The organism is Nevskia soli DSM 19509, from assembly GCF_000711955.1.
Classification (GTDB): Bacteria; Pseudomonadota; Gammaproteobacteria; order Nevskiales; family Nevskiaceae; genus Nevskia; species Nevskia soli.
On the sequence record NZ_JONR01000014.1, the window covers coordinates 66,712 to 84,537 of the forward strand.

17 protein-coding genes and 1 pseudogene are annotated in these 17,826 nt (G+C 66.9%); 11 read left to right on the forward strand and 7 right to left on the reverse strand.

Translation table 11 applies throughout. From position 1 onward, the window contains the following. Positions 1-150: 150 nt before the first annotated feature. The 3 genes from BP26_RS0108355 to smpB all read right to left on the reverse strand — a co-directional run bounded on the left by BP26_RS0108355 (position 151) and on the right by smpB (position 3,839). Positions 151-1,587 (reverse strand): alkaline phosphatase family protein, encoded by a 1,437-nt coding sequence (locus tag BP26_RS0108355; protein WP_169740666.1) that lies wholly within the window; start codon positions 1,585-1,587, stop codon positions 151-153. Between the two features lie 181 nt (positions 1,588-1,768). Beyond that, positions 1,769-2,869, reverse strand: coding sequence for an alpha/beta hydrolase family protein (locus BP26_RS0108360; RefSeq protein WP_029920124.1), 1,101 nt, complete (start codon positions 2,867-2,869; stop codon positions 1,769-1,771). Positions 2,870-3,365: 496 nt separating this feature from the next. Further along, positions 3,366-3,839, reverse strand: a complete 474-nt coding sequence (gene smpB / locus BP26_RS0108365) for an SsrA-binding protein SmpB (protein ID WP_029920125.1) — start codon at positions 3,837-3,839, stop codon at positions 3,366-3,368. 10 nt (positions 3,840-3,849) lie between these two features. Here smpB and BP26_RS0108370 point away from each other — a divergent pair, with 10 nt between their 5' ends. Then, positions 3,850-4,173, forward strand: coding sequence for an RnfH family protein (locus BP26_RS0108370; RefSeq protein ID WP_245611753.1), 324 nt, complete (start codon positions 3,850-3,852; stop codon positions 4,171-4,173). A gap of 100 nt (positions 4,174-4,273) precedes the next feature. Here BP26_RS0108370 and BP26_RS26505 read toward each other — a convergent pair whose 3' ends face one another. Further along, entirely contained in the window at positions 4,274-4,738 is a 465-nt protein-coding gene (locus tag BP26_RS26505) for an outer membrane protein assembly factor BamE (protein ID WP_084182918.1), read from the reverse strand. 107 nt (positions 4,739-4,845) lie between these two features. Between BP26_RS26505 and fur the strand changes: the two genes are divergently transcribed. Beyond that, positions 4,846-5,292 carry a ferric iron uptake transcriptional regulator gene (gene fur, locus BP26_RS0108380; RefSeq protein ID WP_029920128.1) on the forward strand — a complete coding sequence of 149 codons (447 nt, stop codon included), beginning with the start codon at positions 4,846-4,848 and terminating at the stop codon, positions 5,290-5,292. A 64-nt stretch (positions 5,293-5,356) separates the two neighbouring features. Continuing rightward, positions 5,357-5,704 (forward strand): hypothetical protein, encoded by a 348-nt coding sequence (locus BP26_RS30315; protein ID WP_051748674.1) that lies wholly within the window; start codon positions 5,357-5,359, stop codon positions 5,702-5,704. A 39-nt stretch (positions 5,705-5,743) separates the two neighbouring features. Here the strand turns inward: BP26_RS30315 and recN are convergent, their stop codons facing one another. Both recN and BP26_RS0108400 read right to left on the reverse strand, forming a co-directional pair. After that, positions 5,744-7,414 carry a DNA repair protein RecN gene (gene recN, locus BP26_RS0108395; RefSeq protein WP_029920130.1) on the reverse strand — a complete coding sequence of 557 codons (1,671 nt, stop codon included), beginning with the start codon at positions 7,412-7,414 and terminating at the stop codon, positions 5,744-5,746. Between the two features lie 16 nt (positions 7,415-7,430). Further along, positions 7,431-8,360, reverse strand: coding sequence for an NAD(+) kinase (locus BP26_RS0108400; RefSeq protein WP_029920131.1), 930 nt, complete (start codon positions 8,358-8,360; stop codon positions 7,431-7,433). Between the two features lie 139 nt (positions 8,361-8,499). On the opposite strand from BP26_RS0108400, the gene hrcA reads away from it, so the two are divergent. The 4 genes and pseudogenes from hrcA (at position 8,500) to dnaJ (ending at position 13,392) form a co-directional block, all read left to right on the forward strand. Further along, positions 8,500-9,540, forward strand: a complete 1,041-nt coding sequence (gene hrcA / locus BP26_RS0108405) for a heat-inducible transcriptional repressor HrcA (RefSeq protein WP_029920132.1) — start codon at positions 8,500-8,502, stop codon at positions 9,538-9,540. Between the two features lie 86 nt (positions 9,541-9,626). After that, positions 9,627-10,169 carry a nucleotide exchange factor GrpE gene (gene grpE / locus BP26_RS0108410; RefSeq protein ID WP_029920133.1) on the forward strand — a complete coding sequence of 181 codons (543 nt, stop codon included), beginning with the start codon at positions 9,627-9,629 and terminating at the stop codon, positions 10,167-10,169. A 73-nt stretch (positions 10,170-10,242) separates the two neighbouring features. Beyond that, positions 10,243-12,186: pseudogene (gene dnaK, locus BP26_RS0108415) on the forward strand (molecular chaperone DnaK); the annotation flags it as partial. A 78-nt stretch (positions 12,187-12,264) separates the two neighbouring features. Next, a complete protein-coding gene (gene dnaJ, locus BP26_RS0108420) occupies positions 12,265-13,392 on the forward strand; it encodes a molecular chaperone DnaJ (RefSeq protein ID WP_029920135.1) in 1,128 nt (375 codons plus the stop codon). 136 nt (positions 13,393-13,528) lie between these two features. Here dnaJ and BP26_RS29345 read toward each other — a convergent pair whose 3' ends face one another. Further along, a complete protein-coding gene (locus tag BP26_RS29345; RefSeq protein ID WP_157572424.1) occupies positions 13,529-13,726 on the reverse strand; it encodes a hypothetical protein in 198 nt (65 codons plus the stop codon). Between the two features lie 139 nt (positions 13,727-13,865). Between BP26_RS29345 and dapB the strand changes: the two genes are divergently transcribed. The 4 genes from dapB to BP26_RS0108445 are packed head-to-tail and all read left to right on the forward strand — an operon-like array spanning position 13,866 to position 17,824. Further along, positions 13,866-14,669 carry a 4-hydroxy-tetrahydrodipicolinate reductase gene (gene dapB, locus BP26_RS0108430; RefSeq protein ID WP_029920136.1) on the forward strand — a complete coding sequence of 268 codons (804 nt, stop codon included), beginning with the start codon at positions 13,866-13,868 and terminating at the stop codon, positions 14,667-14,669. Positions 14,670-14,723: 54 nt separating this feature from the next. Beyond that, entirely contained in the window at positions 14,724-16,595 is a 1,872-nt protein-coding gene (locus BP26_RS0108435) for a potassium transporter Kup (RefSeq protein WP_211254867.1), read from the forward strand. Positions 16,596-16,601: 6 nt separating this feature from the next. Further along, positions 16,602-17,081 carry a GNAT family N-acetyltransferase gene (locus tag BP26_RS0108440; RefSeq protein WP_029920138.1) on the forward strand — a complete coding sequence of 160 codons (480 nt, stop codon included), beginning with the start codon at positions 16,602-16,604 and terminating at the stop codon, positions 17,079-17,081. A gap of 2 nt (positions 17,082-17,083) precedes the next feature. Beyond that, the gene (locus BP26_RS0108445) at positions 17,084-17,824 is read left to right on the forward strand and encodes a class I SAM-dependent methyltransferase (RefSeq protein ID WP_029920139.1); all 741 of its coding nucleotides are present in this window, start codon (positions 17,084-17,086) and stop codon (positions 17,822-17,824) included. Positions 17,825-17,826: the final 2 nt, after the last annotated feature.

A 17,826-nucleotide genomic window follows, 5' to 3' on the forward strand; every position in this document is an offset into this window, starting at 1 on the left:
TTACAGATCACAGTGTAGCACCCTGAACATCACTCGATGTCTGGAGTGCTGTTGCGAACATTACTGAATTTAGGGTGTGTAGCCTGGAAATCAAGTGGTCAGGCCAGCCGCGGCAGGCAGCGCGGTCAATCCGCGCTGCCTGCCCGTGCCTTACTCGGCCGGCGGCACGAAGCCGGCGTCGAAGGCGGCCTGGATCAGGCCCTGCCATTCGTCCAGGTGCTCGGCATGGCGGCGTTCGACTTCGGCGTACACCTCCGGGCTCATCGTCGCCTGGGCCGCCTGCATCTGGGAGGAGCAGGACTGGCCGAAGGAGGAATCGTCCGGCACGGTGAAGGCGGGCGCCGGGCTGGTGTTCGGCGGCGAGCTGAAGTCGAGCGCCTGGGCGAAATTGAGCGAGGTGGCGCCGCGGGCGCCGAGCGGGGCGAAGCCGAAGCGCCAGGCGATCATGTTGAGAATGGAGTTCGGGTCGTACTGGTTCTTTTCGACATGGTTGCGGCGCGCGCGCGGGCCGATGGCCATGCAGGGCACGCGGAAACCGAGGCGGCCGTCGTTGCCGGTGGCCTGGAATTCCTCGAAGGTGACCGGGGCGATCGGCGGGGGCACGTGGTCGTAGAAGCCGCCCCACTCGTCGTAATTGATGATCAGCAGGGTCTTGTCCCACTGCGGGCTCTGGCGCACGGCGTCGTAGACCGAGTTGAGGAAGGCCTGGCCCTTGCGGATGTCGGCCAGCGGATGGTCGTCGTTGGAGGTGCCGGCGCCTTCGCCGAGCATCGACGGATCGATGTAGCTGACGTCGGCGAGCTTGCCGTTCTTGGCATCGGTGAGGAATTGCGAGAAGGGCAGGATGTTGCCCACGCCGGGGTTGTGCCCGGAGAACTCCACCGAGACCAGGGCCCAGCCGGCGAGGTCGCCGTAGTAATAGCGCCCGGTGCGGCCCACGCTCTTCAGCGCGTCCCACACGGTCGGCAGGTCGAAGTGGTTGGTGGTGTTGTCCTTCTTGTTGGTCTGGCCCGCGTGCATGTAGTAGCGGTTGGGCTGGGTGGGGCCGAGGATGCCGCAGAAGTATCGGTCGCACAGGGTCCAGTTTTCGACCACGCCCTTGTAGAAGGGCAGGCTGTCGGCGGTGTAGTAGCCGATGGGGAAGGTGTCGCCGGCGGGCTGCGTCTGCAGGAAGCCGTCCATCTTGCCGTTGTTGAACTGGGTGCGGCCACCCTCGTAGCTGTGGTCCGGGTCGGCCAGGGTGCAGTTCTGGAAATTGGGGGCGAGGTCGTGGGTGGTCTGCACCTTGCCGGCGGTGTCGGTGAAGCTCAGGCCCGGCTGCTTGCCGTCGGCGCCGGGGACCCAGCCGAAGTAATGGTCGAAGGAGCGGTTTTCCATCATCACCACGATGATATGGTCGATGCCGGACTGGTCGGGGGGTGGCAGGGTCTGCAGCTGCGGCGCGCCGCTGCTGCCGCCGTCGCTGCCCGTGCCGTCCGAGCTGCCGCAGGCGGCCGTGAGTCCTGCCGCGCCGGCGGAGGCGGCAATGCCGGCCAGGAATTTGCGCCGGGTGAGGTCGACCGGCTTGCCGGAATCGTTGTTGTTCAAGGTGATCCCCATTGAATGATTGTTCAAACGGGGGAGCTTATCGGGCCTGCTTTACATGTTCTTGACAATGGACGCCGGAAACGGCCCGTCGGAGGCGGGTTCGATTCCCGCCACCCCATCCACGAGCGAAAGGCACCGCGGCTGGCCGCCTGATGCCGGCCCCTCGATCGGTGCGGCGCCGCTATTGCTGCGGATGATCCCTGAAATATTGCAGGTACTGGTCGTTCCAGCCGAGCGGCCAGATGCCGTGGATATAACCGCCGAAAGCCTGCCGGGCAGGATTGCCGGTGATGTCGTCGCAGCTGGCGTCGCACTGGTACACCCGGGCGGTGCCGTAGTCGTTGAGGATGGTCTCGTCGAGCATGGAGACGGGGAGCACGCCATTGGCCAGCTCCTCGACGAACTGGGTGCCGTACTTGCAGGCGGCGCCGGTGTCGCAGGCGCGCAGGATCAGGTTGTAGGGGCGCTGGTTGGTGGCGAAGGGCTTCACCGTGCAAGGGTCGCTGCGGGTATCGTCGAAGGGGCTGGTGGTGGAGTAGGGTTCGGTGGCGGCGACGCCGGGCGTGTTGAGGCCGTAGAGGGTGGCCATGTCGGCGCCTTCGGACCAGCCGGAGACGAATACGCGGTTGGTGTCGACGATGCCGCGCTGCTTGACCACTGCGATGAAGTGGTCGATGGCCGCCACGTCGACGTTGAGGTAGGGACTGTTGCGGTCCATGTTGCGGTACCAGTGGTCCCAGCTGATGCCGGTGTTGAGCGGAAACGGCAGGAACTGGTCGATGACCCGGCCCATCGGCAGCAGCAGGATGTAGCCGGGGCGCTGCGGATCGGCGCTGAGATCGGCCGTGGGAATGGTCTTGAGCAGGCTTGTGGTGAAGAAGCCGGTGGAGGAGGCCAGCGTGGCGTGCAGCCACACCAGCATCGGCAGCTTGTGCTGCGGCGTGGCGCCGCCGGTATTGATCATGCAGGCCTTGCGCGGCGTGCCGTCGGCGTCGCTCCAGCCTTCCAGTACCTCGCCGTTGTAGGCGGCGCAGCTGAATACGGTCTGCAGGATATCGTCCAGCGTCCCATCCAGGGAGACCTGGGCCAGCGGCCGCGGTGGATCGCCATAGATGGTGCAGCCCTTGTTGTCGACCACCGGCGGCCCCGCGTCGGCAAGGCTGACGGGATCGGAACCACCGCCGCCGCCGCAGCCGACGAGCAAGGCCAGCAGCAGCACCGGCAACGCAAGGATGCCGCGTGCTTCGCCGCTCCGCGCGCCGGCAGTGCGACTTTTCGGCATGTATATGCCCTCTGGCCTGCTGATTTTTTAGTGCGCGACTGTACCGTACCCCTGTTGCCGAAATGCTATCAAGAGCACAGGCGCGCCGCCGCATGTTTTTGGGGCAAGATCAGGGCCAATGTGCGGTGCATCATCAATTGCGCGGGCATAGGCAGCGAGCTCCCCCCAACCAGCGGGCCAGGCGAGTCGGCGTGGACTGGAAGCAGGCGGAAACCGGATCGAAGCGCCGGGATCTCAGTGCCGCAGGATCCGGCCCTGTTCGCGGTTCCAGTACCGACGCGAGCTACCCCGCCGGCGGAGCCAGCGGGCAAAGCGAGTCGGCGTGGATTGGAATCAGGCGGAAACCGGATCGAGGCGCCGGGATCTCAGTGCCGCAGGATCCGGCCCTGTTCGCGGTTCCAGTACCGACGCGAGCCACCCCGCCGGCGGAGCCAGCGGGCCACGCGAGTCGGCGTGGATTGGAATCAGGCGGAAACCGGATCGAGGCGCCGGGATCTCAGTGCCGCAGGATCCGGCCCTGTTCGCGCTTCCAATCCTTGTCCTTGTCCGCCGCCCGCTTGTCGTGCTGCTTCTTGCCCTTGGCCAGGCCGATCTGGACCTTGGCCAGGCCGCGGGTCCAGTGCAGATCCAGGGGGACGATGGTGTAGCCGGCGCGCTCGACCTTGCCGATCAGCTCGGCGATCTGGCGGGTCTGGAGCAGGAGCTTGCGGGTGCGGATGGCGTCGGGCCGCACATGGGTGGAGGCCTGGCCCAGGGGGATGATGTGGGCGCCCAGCAGCCAGGCTTCCTCGTTCTTGATGATGACGTAGGCTTCGGCGACATTGGCCTTGCCGGCGCGCATGGCCTTCACTTCCCAGCCTTCCAGGACGATACCGGCCTCGAAGGTCTGTTCGATGAAATAATCGAAGCGGGCGCGCCGGTTGACGGCGATCTGGCGGGGTTCGTCGCCCTTCTTGTCGTTCTTGCTCATGGTTAATTATATGAATATGGATGGGACTGGCGCCGTACAAGGCATCGGCACGGGCATCGAAGTGGCTTATGCCACCCCGGAACGGCAGGCCCTGATCCGCATCGAGGCGGTGCCCGGCTGCACGGTGCGGCAGGCGATCGAGCGCTCCGGCATCCTGGCGCGGTTCCCGGAAATCAGCCTGGAGCGGAGCCGGGTGGGCGTGTTCGGGCGGCTGCGTGAACTGGATGACCCCGTGGAGGCCGGGGACCGGGTGGAGATCTACCGGCCGCTGACGGCGGACCCGAAGCAGGCGCGGCGCTTGCGCGCGCGGAAGAAGGCGAAGGCCGGGGTCTAGCTAGTAAAGTCCGCTTGTTTCAACAGCTGACGCCCTAGCGCGCCCCACTTGTTTCAACAGTCCGGGCCACGGATGGCCCGGTGCTTGTACAGGGACGTACCTACGGCGTGGGAATCGGCATGCCTACGCCGGTTTCCGTGCGTCCCGTGCCGTTGCTCTTGGCGCCGCTGTTCCCGTGGCGGGAATTCTCGTTCTCGTCCTTCTTCACCTGGTTGGCGAGGGTGTCGACGTCGGGGTTGCCGATGTTCTTGGTTTCGTTGGAGGCGATCTGCACGCCGTCCATCTTGGACAGCTTGTTGTCGTCGAAATACAGGGTCACGGTGCGGGTGCTGACCTGGCCGCGCGGGCTCTTGTAGTAGCCGAAGTAGTCCCAGCGCTCGCCGCGGAAGGGGTCGGTGGCGATCGGCGTACCCATCAGGAACTTGACCTGGTCGCGGGTCATGCCGAGCTGGAGCTGGTCGAGCTGCTTCTGCTCGATGACGTTGCCCTGGCGGGTGGGGAGCTTGTAGATGATGGAGCAACCGGACAGGCCGAGCACCAGCAGGGAAATCAGGATCGAGCGCATGAATCTCAATGAGTCTCAGTTGACGCGGCGGTAATCGCCGGCGGTTGTCGCGGGTAATACACTATGGGTGCGATAATAACCCAACATTCTTCACGGCGGACCCCCCAGTGGAATCTCAGGACCTCAGAAACGCCGGCCTCAAGGTCACGCTGCCCAGGCTCAAGATTCTGGAAATGCTGGAGCATAGCGATACCCGCCATCTCTCCGCCGAAGAAATCTACCGGCAGCTGATGGATACCGGGGAAGACATCGGCCTGGCCACGGTGTACCGCGTGCTGACCCAGTTCGAGGCGGCCGGCCTGGTCACCCGCCATCATTTCGAGGGCGGCCACGCGGTGTTCGAGCTGGAACGCGGCCACCACCACGACCACATGGTCTGCATCAAGTGCGGCCATGTGGACGAGTTCGAGGACGAAACCATCGAAAAGCGCCAGCGCGAGAAGGCCGAATCGCTGGGCTACCGGCTGATCGAGCACAGCCTGATCATGTACGGCGAATGCGTGCGCAAGAACTGCCCGCACCTCAAGGCGGGGCAGCAGGTACGCAAGATCTGAGGGCGGTCGCGCCCGGCGCCGGGCGCGGAACTGGCCCGGTATGGATGATTAGGGGGTCCTAGCCATGATCAAACAGTTCGCCATTGCGGTACTGGCCCTGGCTGCTTCGGCCGCCCAGGCGGACGAGGCCCAGCCGAGCATCGGGCAGGACATCAAATCCGGTGCCACGGCGATCGGGCACGGCTTCAGGGACGGCGCCAAGGCAGTGGGCCACGCCGGCCGTGACTTCGGCCATGCGGTCGGCAAGGGCGCGAAAACCGTGGGCCATGGCATCCGCGATACCTCCAAGGACGTGGGGCACAAGGTGGGGCATGCGGCCAAGTCCACCGGTCATGCCATCGGCAACGGGGCGCACAAGGCCGGGACGGCGATCGGCGATGCCGCGCACAAGGCGACAGGCGAAGAAAAGTAAAGTTATCGGGCCGGCTCAGGCTGGCTGATGGCCCGGCGGTCAGCGGGCGGCCCGTTTCAGCAGATCCTTGGCCAGCGCCTGCGTCGCCCCGGTCATTTCCTTTCCACCCAGCATGCGGGCCACTTCGCCGACGCGGCCGGCGCTGTCCAGGCCGTTGACCCGGGTGAAGGTGGCGCCGCCGCGCACTTCCTTGTGGATGCCGAAATGCTGCTGTCCCTGCGCCGCCACCTGGGCCAGGTGGGTGACGCAGAGTACCTGGCGGTGCGTGCCCAGGGCGCGCAGCTCGCGGCCCACCACCTCGGCGGTGGCGCCGCCGATGCCGGCGTCGACCTCGTCGAAGATCATGGTGGCGGCGCCTTCGCCCTGGCGCAGACTGACCTGGATGGCCAGGCTGACGCGGGACAGTTCGCCACCGGAGGCCACCTTGGCCAGGGCGCGCGGCGGCTGGCCGGGGTTGGCGGAGAAATCGAAGCGCACCAGGTCCTCGCCCTGGGGGCTGGGCCGCTCGCGGCCGGCCGGCTCGACGGCGGGGATGAAGCTGGCGTTGGGCATGCCCAGTTCGCGCACGCGGGCGGTGACGTCCTTGGCCAGACCCAGGGCGGCCTTGCTGCGTGCCTGGGTCAATACCTTGGCCGCTTTCCTGTAGATGTCGAGGGCGGCCTGACGCTCGCGTTCCAGCGCATCCAGCCGTTCGGCAGCGCCTTCCAGTCCGCCCAGTTCCTCGCGTAGCTGGGCCTGCCGGGCGGTCAGCTCGTCGGCGCGGACGCGGTGCTTGCGCGCCAGGTCGTGCACGGCGGCGAGTCGGCGTTCCACCTCGGTCAGGCGCTGCGGATCCAGGTCGAGCTTTTCCAGCAGGCGGCGCAGGGTCTCGGCGGCTTCCTGCGCCTGGGTCTGGGCACTGATCGCCAGGGTTTCGATCTCGGCGAAGTCCGGGTGCAGCGGCACCAGGCCGTGCAGGGCGGCGAGGGCGGCGGAGATCTGGTCGTAGGCGCACTGGTCGCCGCCATAGAGGAGCTGTTGGGCGTTGCCGCCGTCCTCGATCAGGCGGCCGGCATTGGCCAGGGTCTTGTGCTCGGCGTCGAGCGCTTTCAGCTCATCTTCCTGCAGGCCGAGGGCGTCCAGTTCCTGCAACTGGAAACGCAGGTAGTCGAGCTGGGCCGGGTCGCGGGTCTGCGCGGCGCGCACGGCATCGATCTGGGCCTCGATGCGCTGCACGCCGGCAGCGGCAGCGGCCACCGCGGCGAGGGCGTCGGCATGCTGGCCGTAGTCGTCGAGCACGCTGCGCTGGGTATCGGCGCGCAGCAGGGTCTGGCTCTCGCCCTGGCCGAACACTTCCACCAGGGATTCGCCCAGGGCGCGCAGGTCGGCGGCGGTGACCAGGCTGCCGTTGACGAAGGCGCGGGTGCGGCCTTCGGCCTGGACCACGCGGCGGATGGTGCAGAGGTCGCCGTCGCTCAGCTCGCGCTCGGCCAGCCAGGTGGCGGCGTAGGGAGAGTCTTCCAGCGAGAACTCGGCCGAGACTTCGGCCTTGTCGCTGCCGCTGCGCACCAGGGCGCTGTCGGCGCGGGTGCCGATGACCAGGCCCAGGGCGTCGATCAGGATCGACTTGCCGGCGCCGGTCTCGCCGGTCAGCACGCTGAAGCCGGCGGCGAAATCGAGGCTCAGCTCGTCGATGATGGCGAGGTTGCGGATGTGCAGGTGGCGCAGCATGGATTCTTTGTGGTCTTCAGAGTCGTTCGGCGCCGCCGGGGCCGCGGCCCCAGTGCAGCTTGTTGCGCAGCAGCTCGAAGAAGCTGTAGTTGCGCGGGTGGATCAGGCGCAGCCGGTGCGGCGAGCTGGTCACTTCCACCGAGTCGCCGGCGTCCAGGGTGACGCTGACCTGGCCGTCGCAGGTGACGCTGACGCCGCTGACCTCGCCGCGCAGCACGATGCGGATGGTGCCGCCGGCCGGTACCACGATGGGCCGGTCGGACAGGGTGTGCGGGCAGATCGGCACCAGGGCCACGGCGTGCAGGGAGGGGTGCAGTACCGGACCGCCGCCGGACAGGGCGTAGGCGGTGGAGCCGGTGGGGGTGGCGACGACGATGCCGTCGGCGCGGTGCTGGCTGATGAACTCGCCGTCCAGCCAGGTTTCGAACTCGAGCATGCGGATCGAGGCCTGGTTGCGCACCACCACGTCGTTGACGGCGTGCAGCAGGGGCAGGTTGCTGGTGTCGGCGCGGCGCAGGGTCGCTTCGAGCAGCAGCCGCTCCTCCACCGGCAAGTCGCCGCCGAGCACCGCGTCGAGGGTTTCGTTGAGATCTTCCGGCAGCACGTCGACCATGAAGCCGAGGCGGCCCTGGTTGACGCCGAGGATGGGCACGCCGTGCGGCGCCAGGGCGCGGCCGGCGCCGAGCAGGGTGCCGTCGCCGCCGACCACGATGGCCAGGTCGCTGCGCGAGGCCAGGGCGCCCATCGGCAGGAATTCCACGTCCAGGCCCGGCATTTCGGGACGGTTTGCGTCCGGCGCCAGCACCGCCGCGATCTGGCCGGCCTGGCGTCGCGCCAGCAGCGCGGTGGCGACCGAACGCAGGGTCTCCGCGGCGCGCGCGTCGTCGCGCTTGCCGATGATGGCGATCGTCGAGTACCTGGCCTTTGCGGCCTTTGCTTGGCTCATTTGCTTGAAATTCTGGCCCCGGCGCAAATTATCATGAACAGATGTCGGAAAGTGGGCGATGTGGAGCCGTGTTAAGGGTATTCTTGACACGCTTTTTGCTGCATTGCCAGCATTGTCAGAACGTGGGGTCGTGGAGAACATGCCGCAACAGTTGGATGCCAGAGCCGCTGAGCTGCTGAAGTTGCTGATCGAGCGTTACGTGCACGACGGTCTGCCGGTCGGTTCGCGCACCCTGGCGCGCGCTTTCAGCGTCGAGCTGAGCCCCGCAACCATTCGCAACGTGATGGCGGACCTGGAGGAATTCGGCTTCGTCTCTTCGCCGCACACTTCCGCCGGCCGCGTGCCGACCACCCGCGGCTACCGCTATTTCGTCGATTCCCTGCTGGCGCCGGAGCAGCTCTCGGATTCCGAGCAGTCGCGCATCGCCGAGGACCTGGTGCCGGGCAGCAAGTCGCCGGCCGACCTGCTGCACGCCGCCTCCAACCTGCTGTCGCGCCTGTCGGCCATGGCCGGGGTGGTGACGGTGCCGCGGCGCAACCTGGCGGTGCTGCGGCGCATCGAGTTCATGCCGCTGTCCGGCGGACGGGTGCTGGCGATCCTGGTGGTGAACCAGCGCGAAGTGCAGAACCGCGTGCTGGACATGGGGCGCGACTATTCCGCCTCGGAGCTGGAACGCTACTCCAACATCATCAACGAGAATTTCGCCGGCCGCGAGCTGACCAGCCTGCGCCGCACCCTGGTGGAAGACCTCAGCGAGGCGCAGAAGCGCGTCAACCAGATCCTGGGCGAGGCCGGTGTGCTGGCCGAGCGGGCGCTGGGCGCGCAGCAGGACGCGGAAGATTACGTGCTGGCCGGCGGCACCAACCTGCTGGCTTTCCAGGAGCTGGGCGACATCAACCGCCTGCGCAACCTGTTCGAGGTGCTGGACCGCAAGCGCGACCTGCTGGAGCTGTTCGACCAGTGCCTGACCGCCTCCGGGGTGCAGATCTTCATCGGCGGCGAGTCCGGCTACCAGGTGCTGGACGAGTGCAGCGTGGTCACCTCTCCTTACTATGTGGACGGGCAGGTGGCGGGGGTCCTGGGGGTCATCGGCCCCACCCGGATGGCATATCCGCGTATCATTCCGCTCGTTGCCGAGACCGCCCGCGCGCTCAGCGCGGGGTTGAAAGCCGAAAGCTGAGTCCCCAAGAAGTTGTTGTCTGACAGTCCGCCTAGGGGGTGGGCTGAAGTCGTTTTGCCTCCCAAAAACCAGGACCGCAGTAACCAATGACGGAAAACATCGATCCGAACGCGACCGCGCCTGCGGTCGATCCCGCGACTGACCTGGCCGCGCTCCAGGCCCGGCTCGCCGCGGCCGAGCAGCAGGTTTCCGCCCTGCGCGACCAGAACCTGCGCACCGTGGCGGAAATGGACAACGTGCGCAAGCGCGCCGAGCGCGAGATCGCCACCGGCCTCAAGTACGGCGCCGACCGCGTGCTGGGCGACCTGCTGGCGGTGATCGACAGCCTGGAACTGGGCCTGAAGGCCGCCGCCTCCCCGGAAGCCACGGCCAAATCCATCGGCGAAGGCCTGGGCCTGACCCACAAGCAGCTGCTGAGCTTCTTCGAGAAGCATGGCGTGAAGGTGGTGGACCCGGCCGGCCAGCCGTTCAACCCCGAGCTGCACGAGGCGGTGTCGGCGGTGGAATCCGCCGATGTGGCGCCGAACCACGTGGTGGCGGTGATGCAGAAGGGCTATCGCCTGCACGAACGCCTGCTGCGCCCCGCCATGGTGATGGTGGCGCGCGCGCCGGCCGGCGCGGCGTCTTGAACCCTGTCAATTGAGCCATAGATAAAGGCTCGTAGCAAACAACACTTTCTTATTCGATTCAGTACCAACCCGAACCAGAGCGGAACAGAACATGGCGAAGATTATCGGCATCGACCTCGGCACCACCAACTCCTGCGTGGCGATCATGGAAGGCGGCAACGCCAAAGTCATCGAGAACAGCGAGGGCGAGCGCACTACGCCGTCCATCGTGGCTTACGCCGATGACGGCCAGGTCATCACCGGCCGTCCGGCCAAGCGCCAGGCGGTGACCAACCCCGCCAACACCATCTACGCGGTGAAGCGCCTGATCGGCCGCCGCTTCGAAGATGGCGTGGTGCAGAAGGACATCGCCATGGTGCCCTACAAGATCTCCAAGGCGCCGAATGGCGACGCCTGGGTCGAGGTCAAGGGCAAGAAGATGGCGCCGCCGGAAGTCTCCGCGCAGATCCTGGCCAAGATGAAGAAGACCGCCGAGGACTACCTGGGCGAGAAGGTCACCGAGGCCGTCATCACCGTGCCCGCCTACTTCAACGACGCGCAGCGCCAGGCCACCAAGGACGCCGGCAAGATCGCCGGCCTCGACGTCAAGCGCATCATCAACGAGCCGACTGCGGCCGCGCTGGCGTTCGGCATGGACAAGGTCAAGGGCGACCGCAAGATCGCCGTGTACGACCTGGGCGGCGGCACCTTCGACGTCTCCATCATCGAGATCGCTGAAGTCGACGGCGAGCACCAGTTCGAAGTGCTCTCCACCAACGGCGACACCTTCCTCGGCGGCGAAGACTTCGACATGCGGGTCATCGACTACATCGCCACCGAATTCCAGAAGGAACAGGGCATCGACCTCAAGCGCGATCCCCTGGCCCTGCAGCGCCTGAAGGAAGCGGCGGAGAAGGCCAAGATCGAGCTGTCCTCCACCACCCAGACCGAAATCAACCTGCCGTACATCACGGCGGATGCTTCCGGCCCGAAGCACCTGAACATCAAGCTGAGCCGCGCCAAGCTGGAATCCCTGGTCGATGAGCTGATCGACAAGACCATCGGGCCGTGCCAGACCGCGCTGAAGGATGCGGGCCTCAAGGCCGGCGAAATCCAGGAAGTGATCCTGGTCGGCGGCCAGACGCGCATGCCCAAGGTGCAGGACGTGGTGAAGACCCTGTTCGGCCGCGAGCCGCGCCGCGACGTCAACCCGGATGAAGCCGTCGCCGTGGGCGCCGCCATCCAGGGCGCGGTGCTGACCGGCGAGGTCAAGGACGTGCTGCTGCTCGACGTCACCCCGCTGTCCCTGGGCATCGAGACCATGGGCGGCAAGATGACCAAGCTGATCGAGAAGAACACCACCATCCCGACCCGCAAGGCCGAGACTTTCACCACCGCCGACGACAACCAGACCGCGGTCACCGTACACGTCCTCCAGGGCGAGCGCGAGATCGCCAGCGCCAACAAGTCGCTGGGCAAGTTCGACCTGTCGGACATCCCGCCGGCCCCGCGCAGCGTGCCGCAGATCGAGGTGACCTTCGACATCGACGCCAACGGCATCCTCAACGTCAGCGCCAAGGACAAGGCCACCGGCAAGTCGCAGTCGATCGTGGTCAAGGCCAACTCCGGCCTGACCGAAGATGAGATCAAGCGCATGGTCAAGGACGCCGAGGCCCATGCCGACGAGGACCGCAAGTTCAACGAGCTGATCACCGCGCGCAACCAGGGCGAGCAGATGGTGCACGCCGTGGAGAAGTCGCTGAAGGATCTGGCGGCGGAAGTGCAGGAAGACGAGAAGAAGCAGATCGAGGAAGCCATCGCCGAGTTGCGCGGCGTGCTCAAGGGCGAGGACAAGGACGCCATCACCGCCAAGACCGAGGCGCTGGCCCAGTCCTCCGCCAAGCTGGCCGAGCGCGCCTACGCCAAGGCTTCGCCGCAGGGCGACGCCGGCGCGGGAGCCGGTCCGGCCGGCGGTGCCTCCGCTCCGAAGGATGATGTGGTGGATGCCGAGTTCACCGAGGTGAAGGACAAGAAGTAAAGCGGTATCACCAAAAGGCGGGCGCGAAACTTGCGCCCGCTTTTTGCGTTTCTGACGTAGCCAGGGGAGCGGTACGGCGTGTCCAAGCGTGATTACTACGAAGTCCTCAGTGTTTCCAAGGAAGCCGGCGACGACGAGCTGAAGAAGGCTTATCGCAAGCTCGCCATGAAATACCACCCGGACCGCAACCCGGGCGACCACACGGCCGAGGAGCGCTTCAAGGAGGCCAACGAGGCCTATGAGGTGCTGTGCGATCCGCAGAAGCGCGAGGTCTATGACCGCTACGGTCACGAGGGTCTGCAGCGCGGCGGCGGTGGAGCCGGCGGCGCCGGTTTCGGCGCCGGCTTCGCCGACATCTTCGGCGATGTGTTCTCGGACATCTTCGGCGGCGCCGGTGGGCGCGGCGGCCCGCGGCGCGGCTCCGACCTGCGCTACACCATGGAACTCACGCTGGAGCAGGCGGTATTCGGCACCGCCGAGACCATCCGCATTCCCACCGTCGAGGACTGCGAGCCCTGCCACGGCAACGGCACCGCCGACGGCAAGCCGGCGCGCGAGTGCACCACTTGCCGCGGCGCGGGCCAGGTGCGGGTCCAGCAGGGTTTCTTCGTATTGCAGCAGACCTGCCCGGCCTGTCGCGGTCGCGGCACCGCCGTCACCGATCCCTGCAAGAGCTGCCGCGGCGCCGGCAAGGTGCGCGGCGAGAAGACCCTGGAAGTGAAGATTCCGGCCGGTGTCGATACCGGCGACCGCATCCGCCTTACCGGCGAGGGCGAGCGCGGCGAGCGCAATGCGCCCGCGGGCGATCTCTACGTGCAGGTACAGGTCAAGCCGCACGACATGTTCGAGCGCGACGGCAGCGATCTCTACTGCACCGTGCCGGTGAGCATGGTCACCGCCGCCCTCGGCGGCGAACTCGAAGTGCCAACCCTGTCCGGCAAGGCCACCCTGAAGATCGGCGAGTCCACCCAGAGCGGCAAGCAGTTCCGCCTGCGCGGCCTGGGCGTCAAGCCGGTGCGCGGCGGCGCCACCGGCGACCTGCTGTGCAACGTGGTGGTCGAGACGCCGGTGCACCTGACCAAGAAGCAGAAGGAATTGCTGCGCGAGCTGGGTGAATCGCTGGGCGAGAAGAAGCACAGCCCGCAGACCAGTTCATGGCTGGACAAGGCCAAGCATTTCTTCGACGAGCATCTTAAGGCGCCGTAGGGCTGGATAAAGCGTGCCCGCAAGGCCATGCCTTGCGGGCGCTGAAGAGATGAATCATCCGTAGGTCGGCTCAAGCGTAGCGGAGCCGACGTTGCGTCAAGGCCTGTCGGCTCCGCTACGCTTGAGCCGACCTACCTCAGGGCAGCACTGCGACCAGCGCCCGCATTACCCGCTCCACATTCTCATGCGTCGTGCGCCAGTTGCTGAAGGCGGTGCGCAGGCACCAGCTCCCTTCGTGGACGCTGGGGATCATGAACACCTCTCCCGCATCGCGCAGCGCCCGCACCAGGGCCTGCAAGCGGGCTCTTGCGGATCCGATGCCCGGCCTGCTCAATGCGCGGTTCCGGTCCGATCCGGGTAACGCCGCCTTTTTCACGCAGGGCCTTGCGGCAGGCAGCGGTGCGGTGGAACGCGCAATACAGTTCGATGGTCAGCTACTTATAATGGCGGCGACTACACTCACAACCATTCCAATGACCCGAGTAGCCATCCTGGGCGCCGCCGGCCGCATGGGCCGCGCCCTGATCCAGACCCTGGCCGCCGAACCGCAGGCGAGCCTCGCCGCCGCGTTGGATCGCGCCGGTGCCGCCGACCTCGGGCGCGACGCCTCCGCGCTCGCCGGCCTGCCGGAGAGCGGCGTGCTGCTCGGCGCGGACCTTCCGGCGGCGCTGCCGGGTGTGGACGTGGTGATCGACTTCACCCGGCCCGACGGCACCATGGCCGCGCTGCAAGCCTGCCTGCGCCAGCGCAAGGCGCTGGTGATCGGCACCACCGGCCTCGACGCGGAGCAGAAGGCGGCCATCGCCGAGGCGGCGAAGACCATCCCGGTGTGCTTCTCCGCCAACTACAGCGTCGGCGTCAACGTCTGCCTGCGCCTGCTGCGCATCGCCGCGCAGACACTTGGCGAGGGCTACGACGTGGAGATCGTCGAGGCGCACCACCGGCACAAGGTGGACGCGCCGTCCGGTACCGCGCTGCGCATGGGCGAAGCGGTAGCCGATGCCTTGGGCCGCAAGCTGGAGGACTGCGCCATCTACGGCCGTGAAGGTCACACCGGCGCGCGCGACGGCAACACCATCGGCTTCGCCACGGTGCGCGGCGGCGACGTGGTGGGCGATCACACCGTGATGTTCCTCGGCGAGGGCGAGCGCGTGGAGATCAGTCACAAGGCCAGTAGCCGGACCAATTTCGCCCGCGGCGCCCTGCGCGCGGCGGTGTGGCTGGCCGGGCGTCCGGCCGGCTTGTACGACATGCAGGACGTGCTGGGTCTGAAGTAGTCGGCTGGAGCGGGCATCGTGGCGGGGCGATTCCCGCGGATGGAAGCGGCGGGCATGGAACAGAACTCGAAGAAAGAGACGCTGCGGCTCAGCATCGGCGCGCTCGGCGTGGTCTACGGCGACATCGGCACCAGTCCGATCTATGCACTGCGCGAGTGCTTCTTCGGCGACGGCCACGTCACGCCCGATCCGGCCAATGTGCTGGGCGTGCTGTCGCTGATCGTGTGGTCGCTGATCCTGGTGATCTCGGTCAAATACCTGGTGTTCGTGATGCGCGCCGACAACCACGGCGAAGGCGGCATCATCGCCCTGGTGGCGCTGCTCAATCCCTGGAAGGCCAAACCCGGCACCAGTCGCTACCTGCTGATGATGCTCGGCCTGTTCGGCGGCGCGCTGCTCTACGGCGACGGCACCATCACCCCGGCCATCTCCGTGCTGAGCGCGGTGGAGGGACTGAATGTCGCCACGCCGGAATTCCAGCCCTACGTCATCCCCATCACCCTGGTGCTGCTGATCGGCCTGTTCGTGCTGCAGGCGCGCGGCACCGGCGGCATCGGCGCCGTGTTCGGGCCGGTGCTGATCGTCTGGTTCCTGGCCATCGGCGCGCTCGGCGTCGGCGGCATCCTGCGTCACCCGGAAGTGTTGCGCGCGGCCAATCCCTGGCATGCGGTGGATTACTTCCTGCGCCATGGCTTCGCCGGATTCGCCGTGCTCGGCTCGGTGTTCCTGGCGGTGACCGGCGGCGAGGCGCTGTATGCCGACATGGGCCATTTCGGCCGCAGTCCGATCCGCTACGCCTGGTTCTGCCTGGTGCTGCCGGCGCTGCTGCTCAACTACTTCGGCCAGGGTGCGCTGGTGCTGGGCGATCCGCAGGAAGCGCACCAGCCGTTCTACCACCTGGCGCCGTCCTGGGCGATCTACCCCTTGGTGATCCTGGCCGGCGCCGCGACGGTGATCGCCTCGCAGGCGGTGATCTCGGGTACCTTCTCGCTGACGCGGCAACTGGTGCAGCTGCGCCAGTTGCCGCCGCTGGATATCGTGCAGACCTCGTCCGACGAGCAGGGACAGATCTACATCCCCTTCGTCAACTGGCTGCTGATGCTGGCCACGCTGGGACTGGTGCTGGGCTTCAAGTCTTCCGACGCGCTGTCCTCGGCCTATGGCATCGCCGTGTCCGCGACCATGGTCATTACCACCGTGCTGGCGTTCTTCGTGGCACGCCGCTACGACTGGCATCCCATGCTGGTCGGCTTCCTGGCCGCCTTCCTGCTGATCTTCGACGTCTCCTTCTTCGCCTCGAACCTGGTCAAGATCGCGGACGGCGGCTGGTATCCGATCGTCACCGCCATCCTCGCCTTCTCCATCATGTTCGCCTGGGCCAGCGGTCGCCGCGTGCTGGGACTGAAGTGGGGCCAGCAGGCGCGGCCGGCGTCCGAGCTGGCGCAGGAGATCGAACGCGATCCGCCGTACCGCATTCCCGGTACCGCGGTGTTCTTCTCGGCGCAGGGCCTGGTGTCGCCCAACGTGTTCCGCCACCTGAAGCGGCATCGCGTGCTGCAGCACGAAGTTTTGCTGCTCACCGTGCTGACCAGCGACCAGCCGCGCGTGCCGGGTACCGAACGGCTGCAGCTGATCGGTGTGTCGCCGGGCATCACCCGCGTGCTGGTCCGCTATGGTTTCATGCAGACCCCCAATATCCCGGTGGCGCTGCGCCTGTGCGAGAAACTGGGCCTGCGCATCGACGAGGACAACATCACCTATTACGTCGGCCGCGAAACCCTGATTCCGTCGCATAAGGTCAGTGTCTGGTGGCCCTGGCGCCGGCACCTGTTCGTGTTCCTGTCGCGCAACGCCATGCGCAACACCGCTTTCTATCACCTGCCGCCGGAAGACATCGTTGAACTCGGGTTCCAGGTTGAAATCTAAGCGTCCATGTCATTAGTAATCCGCAGCGCCATCATCGAAGACGTGCCGGAAATCCTGCGCCTGATCCGCGGCCTGGCCGAGTACGAAAAGCTCGAACACGAAGTGGTCGCCAGCGAGGACAAGCTGCGCCGCTCGCTGTTCGGCGAACGCCCTGCGGCGGAAGCGGTGCTGGGCTGCCTGGAGGGCAGGGCGGTGGGCTTCGCCGTGTTCTTCCACAACTACTCCACCTTCCGCGCCTGCCCCGGCTTGTACCTGGAAGACCTGTTCGTCGAACCGGCGCATCGCGGCAGCGGTTACGGCAAGGCGCTGCTGCTGCACCTGGCGCGGCTGGCGGTGGAGCGCGGCTGCGAACGCATGGAATGGTCGGTACTGGACTGGAACCAGCCCGCCATCGGCTTTTACCGGAGCCTGGGTGCGAACGTGATGGACGACTGGCGTATCTGCCGCCTCACCGGTGATGCGCTGAAGGACGCGGCACGGACGTGAACCTGCCGGTCCCGGCGGTGCGCGACGAAGCCGGGCTGCGGCAGGTCAACGAACGCTTCTACGGTGCGCTCTGGAGTACCGCGCGGCTGGTGCAGCCGCAGCGCTTCAATACCTGGCCGCTGGTCAGCGCCTTGATCGAGAGCGCCCGGCGCCGGCTGGAAGTGGCGCCTGGGCTGCGGCCGCGCCTGCCGCTGGAGGAAACACAGTTCGTCGATCTCAGCCCGGAGGCGTTGCGGGTCCTGCGCGGCAGCGGCGCCAGCGTGGCGCAGGGGCTGATCGGCGCGATCCCGTTTCCCGACAAGGCCTTCGATCTGGTCTGCGCCCTGGACGTGGTGGAGCATGTCGAGGACGACGAGCGCGCCCTGGCGGAGCTGGTGCGGGTGGCGGCGCCGGGCGCGGTGCTCCTGCTGTCGGTGCCGCTGCACCCCGAGGCCTGGACCGCCTTCGACGACCTGGTCGGGCATCGTCGCCGCTACGAGCCCGCCGCGCTGCTGGCTCAGCTGGAAGCACACGGGCTGACGCTGGAGCGGAGTGCCGTCTACGGCATGCAGCCGCGTCCCTCGCGCATGCTCGACCTGGGCATGTGGTTCCTGGTGAACCGGCGCGAGCGGGCCATGTGGTGGTACAACCGGGTGGGGATGCCGCTGGCCCTGTACTTCCAGAAACCGCTGGAACTGGTGCCCGGCATGGTGGTAACCGAAGGCGTCGACGAAGTGCTGCTGGTGTGCCGCAAGAAGGCTTGAAC

Coding starts and splice junctions, on each gene's coding strand:
- BP26_RS0108360 (WP_029920124.1), bottom strand. CDS start 2,869: ATGCCGAAAAGTCGCACTGCCGGCGCGCGGAGCGGCGAAGCACGCGGC.
- smpB (WP_029920125.1), bottom strand. CDS start 3,839: ATGAGCAAGAACGACAAGAAGGGCGACGAACCCCGCCAGATCGCCGTC.
- BP26_RS0108370 (WP_245611753.1), top strand. CDS start 3,850: ATGAATATGGATGGGACTGGCGCCGTACAAGGCATCGGCACGGGCATC.
- BP26_RS26505 (WP_084182918.1), bottom strand. CDS start 4,738: ATGCGCTCGATCCTGATTTCCCTGCTGGTGCTCGGCCTGTCCGGTTGC.
- BP26_RS30315 (WP_051748674.1), top strand. CDS start 5,357: ATGATCAAACAGTTCGCCATTGCGGTACTGGCCCTGGCTGCTTCGGCC.
- recN (WP_029920130.1), bottom strand. CDS start 7,414: ATGCTGCGCCACCTGCACATCCGCAACCTCGCCATCATCGACGAGCTG.
- BP26_RS0108400 (WP_029920131.1), bottom strand. CDS start 8,360: ATGAGCCAAGCAAAGGCCGCAAAGGCCAGGTACTCGACGATCGCCATC.
- hrcA (WP_029920132.1), top strand. CDS start 8,500: ATGCCGCAACAGTTGGATGCCAGAGCCGCTGAGCTGCTGAAGTTGCTG.
- grpE (WP_029920133.1), top strand. CDS start 9,627: ATGACGGAAAACATCGATCCGAACGCGACCGCGCCTGCGGTCGATCCC.
- dapB (WP_029920136.1), top strand. CDS start 13,866: ATGACCCGAGTAGCCATCCTGGGCGCCGCCGGCCGCATGGGCCGCGCC.
- BP26_RS0108435 (WP_211254867.1), top strand. CDS start 14,724: ATGGAACAGAACTCGAAGAAAGAGACGCTGCGGCTCAGCATCGGCGCG.
- BP26_RS0108440 (WP_029920138.1), top strand. CDS start 16,602: ATGTCATTAGTAATCCGCAGCGCCATCATCGAAGACGTGCCGGAAATC.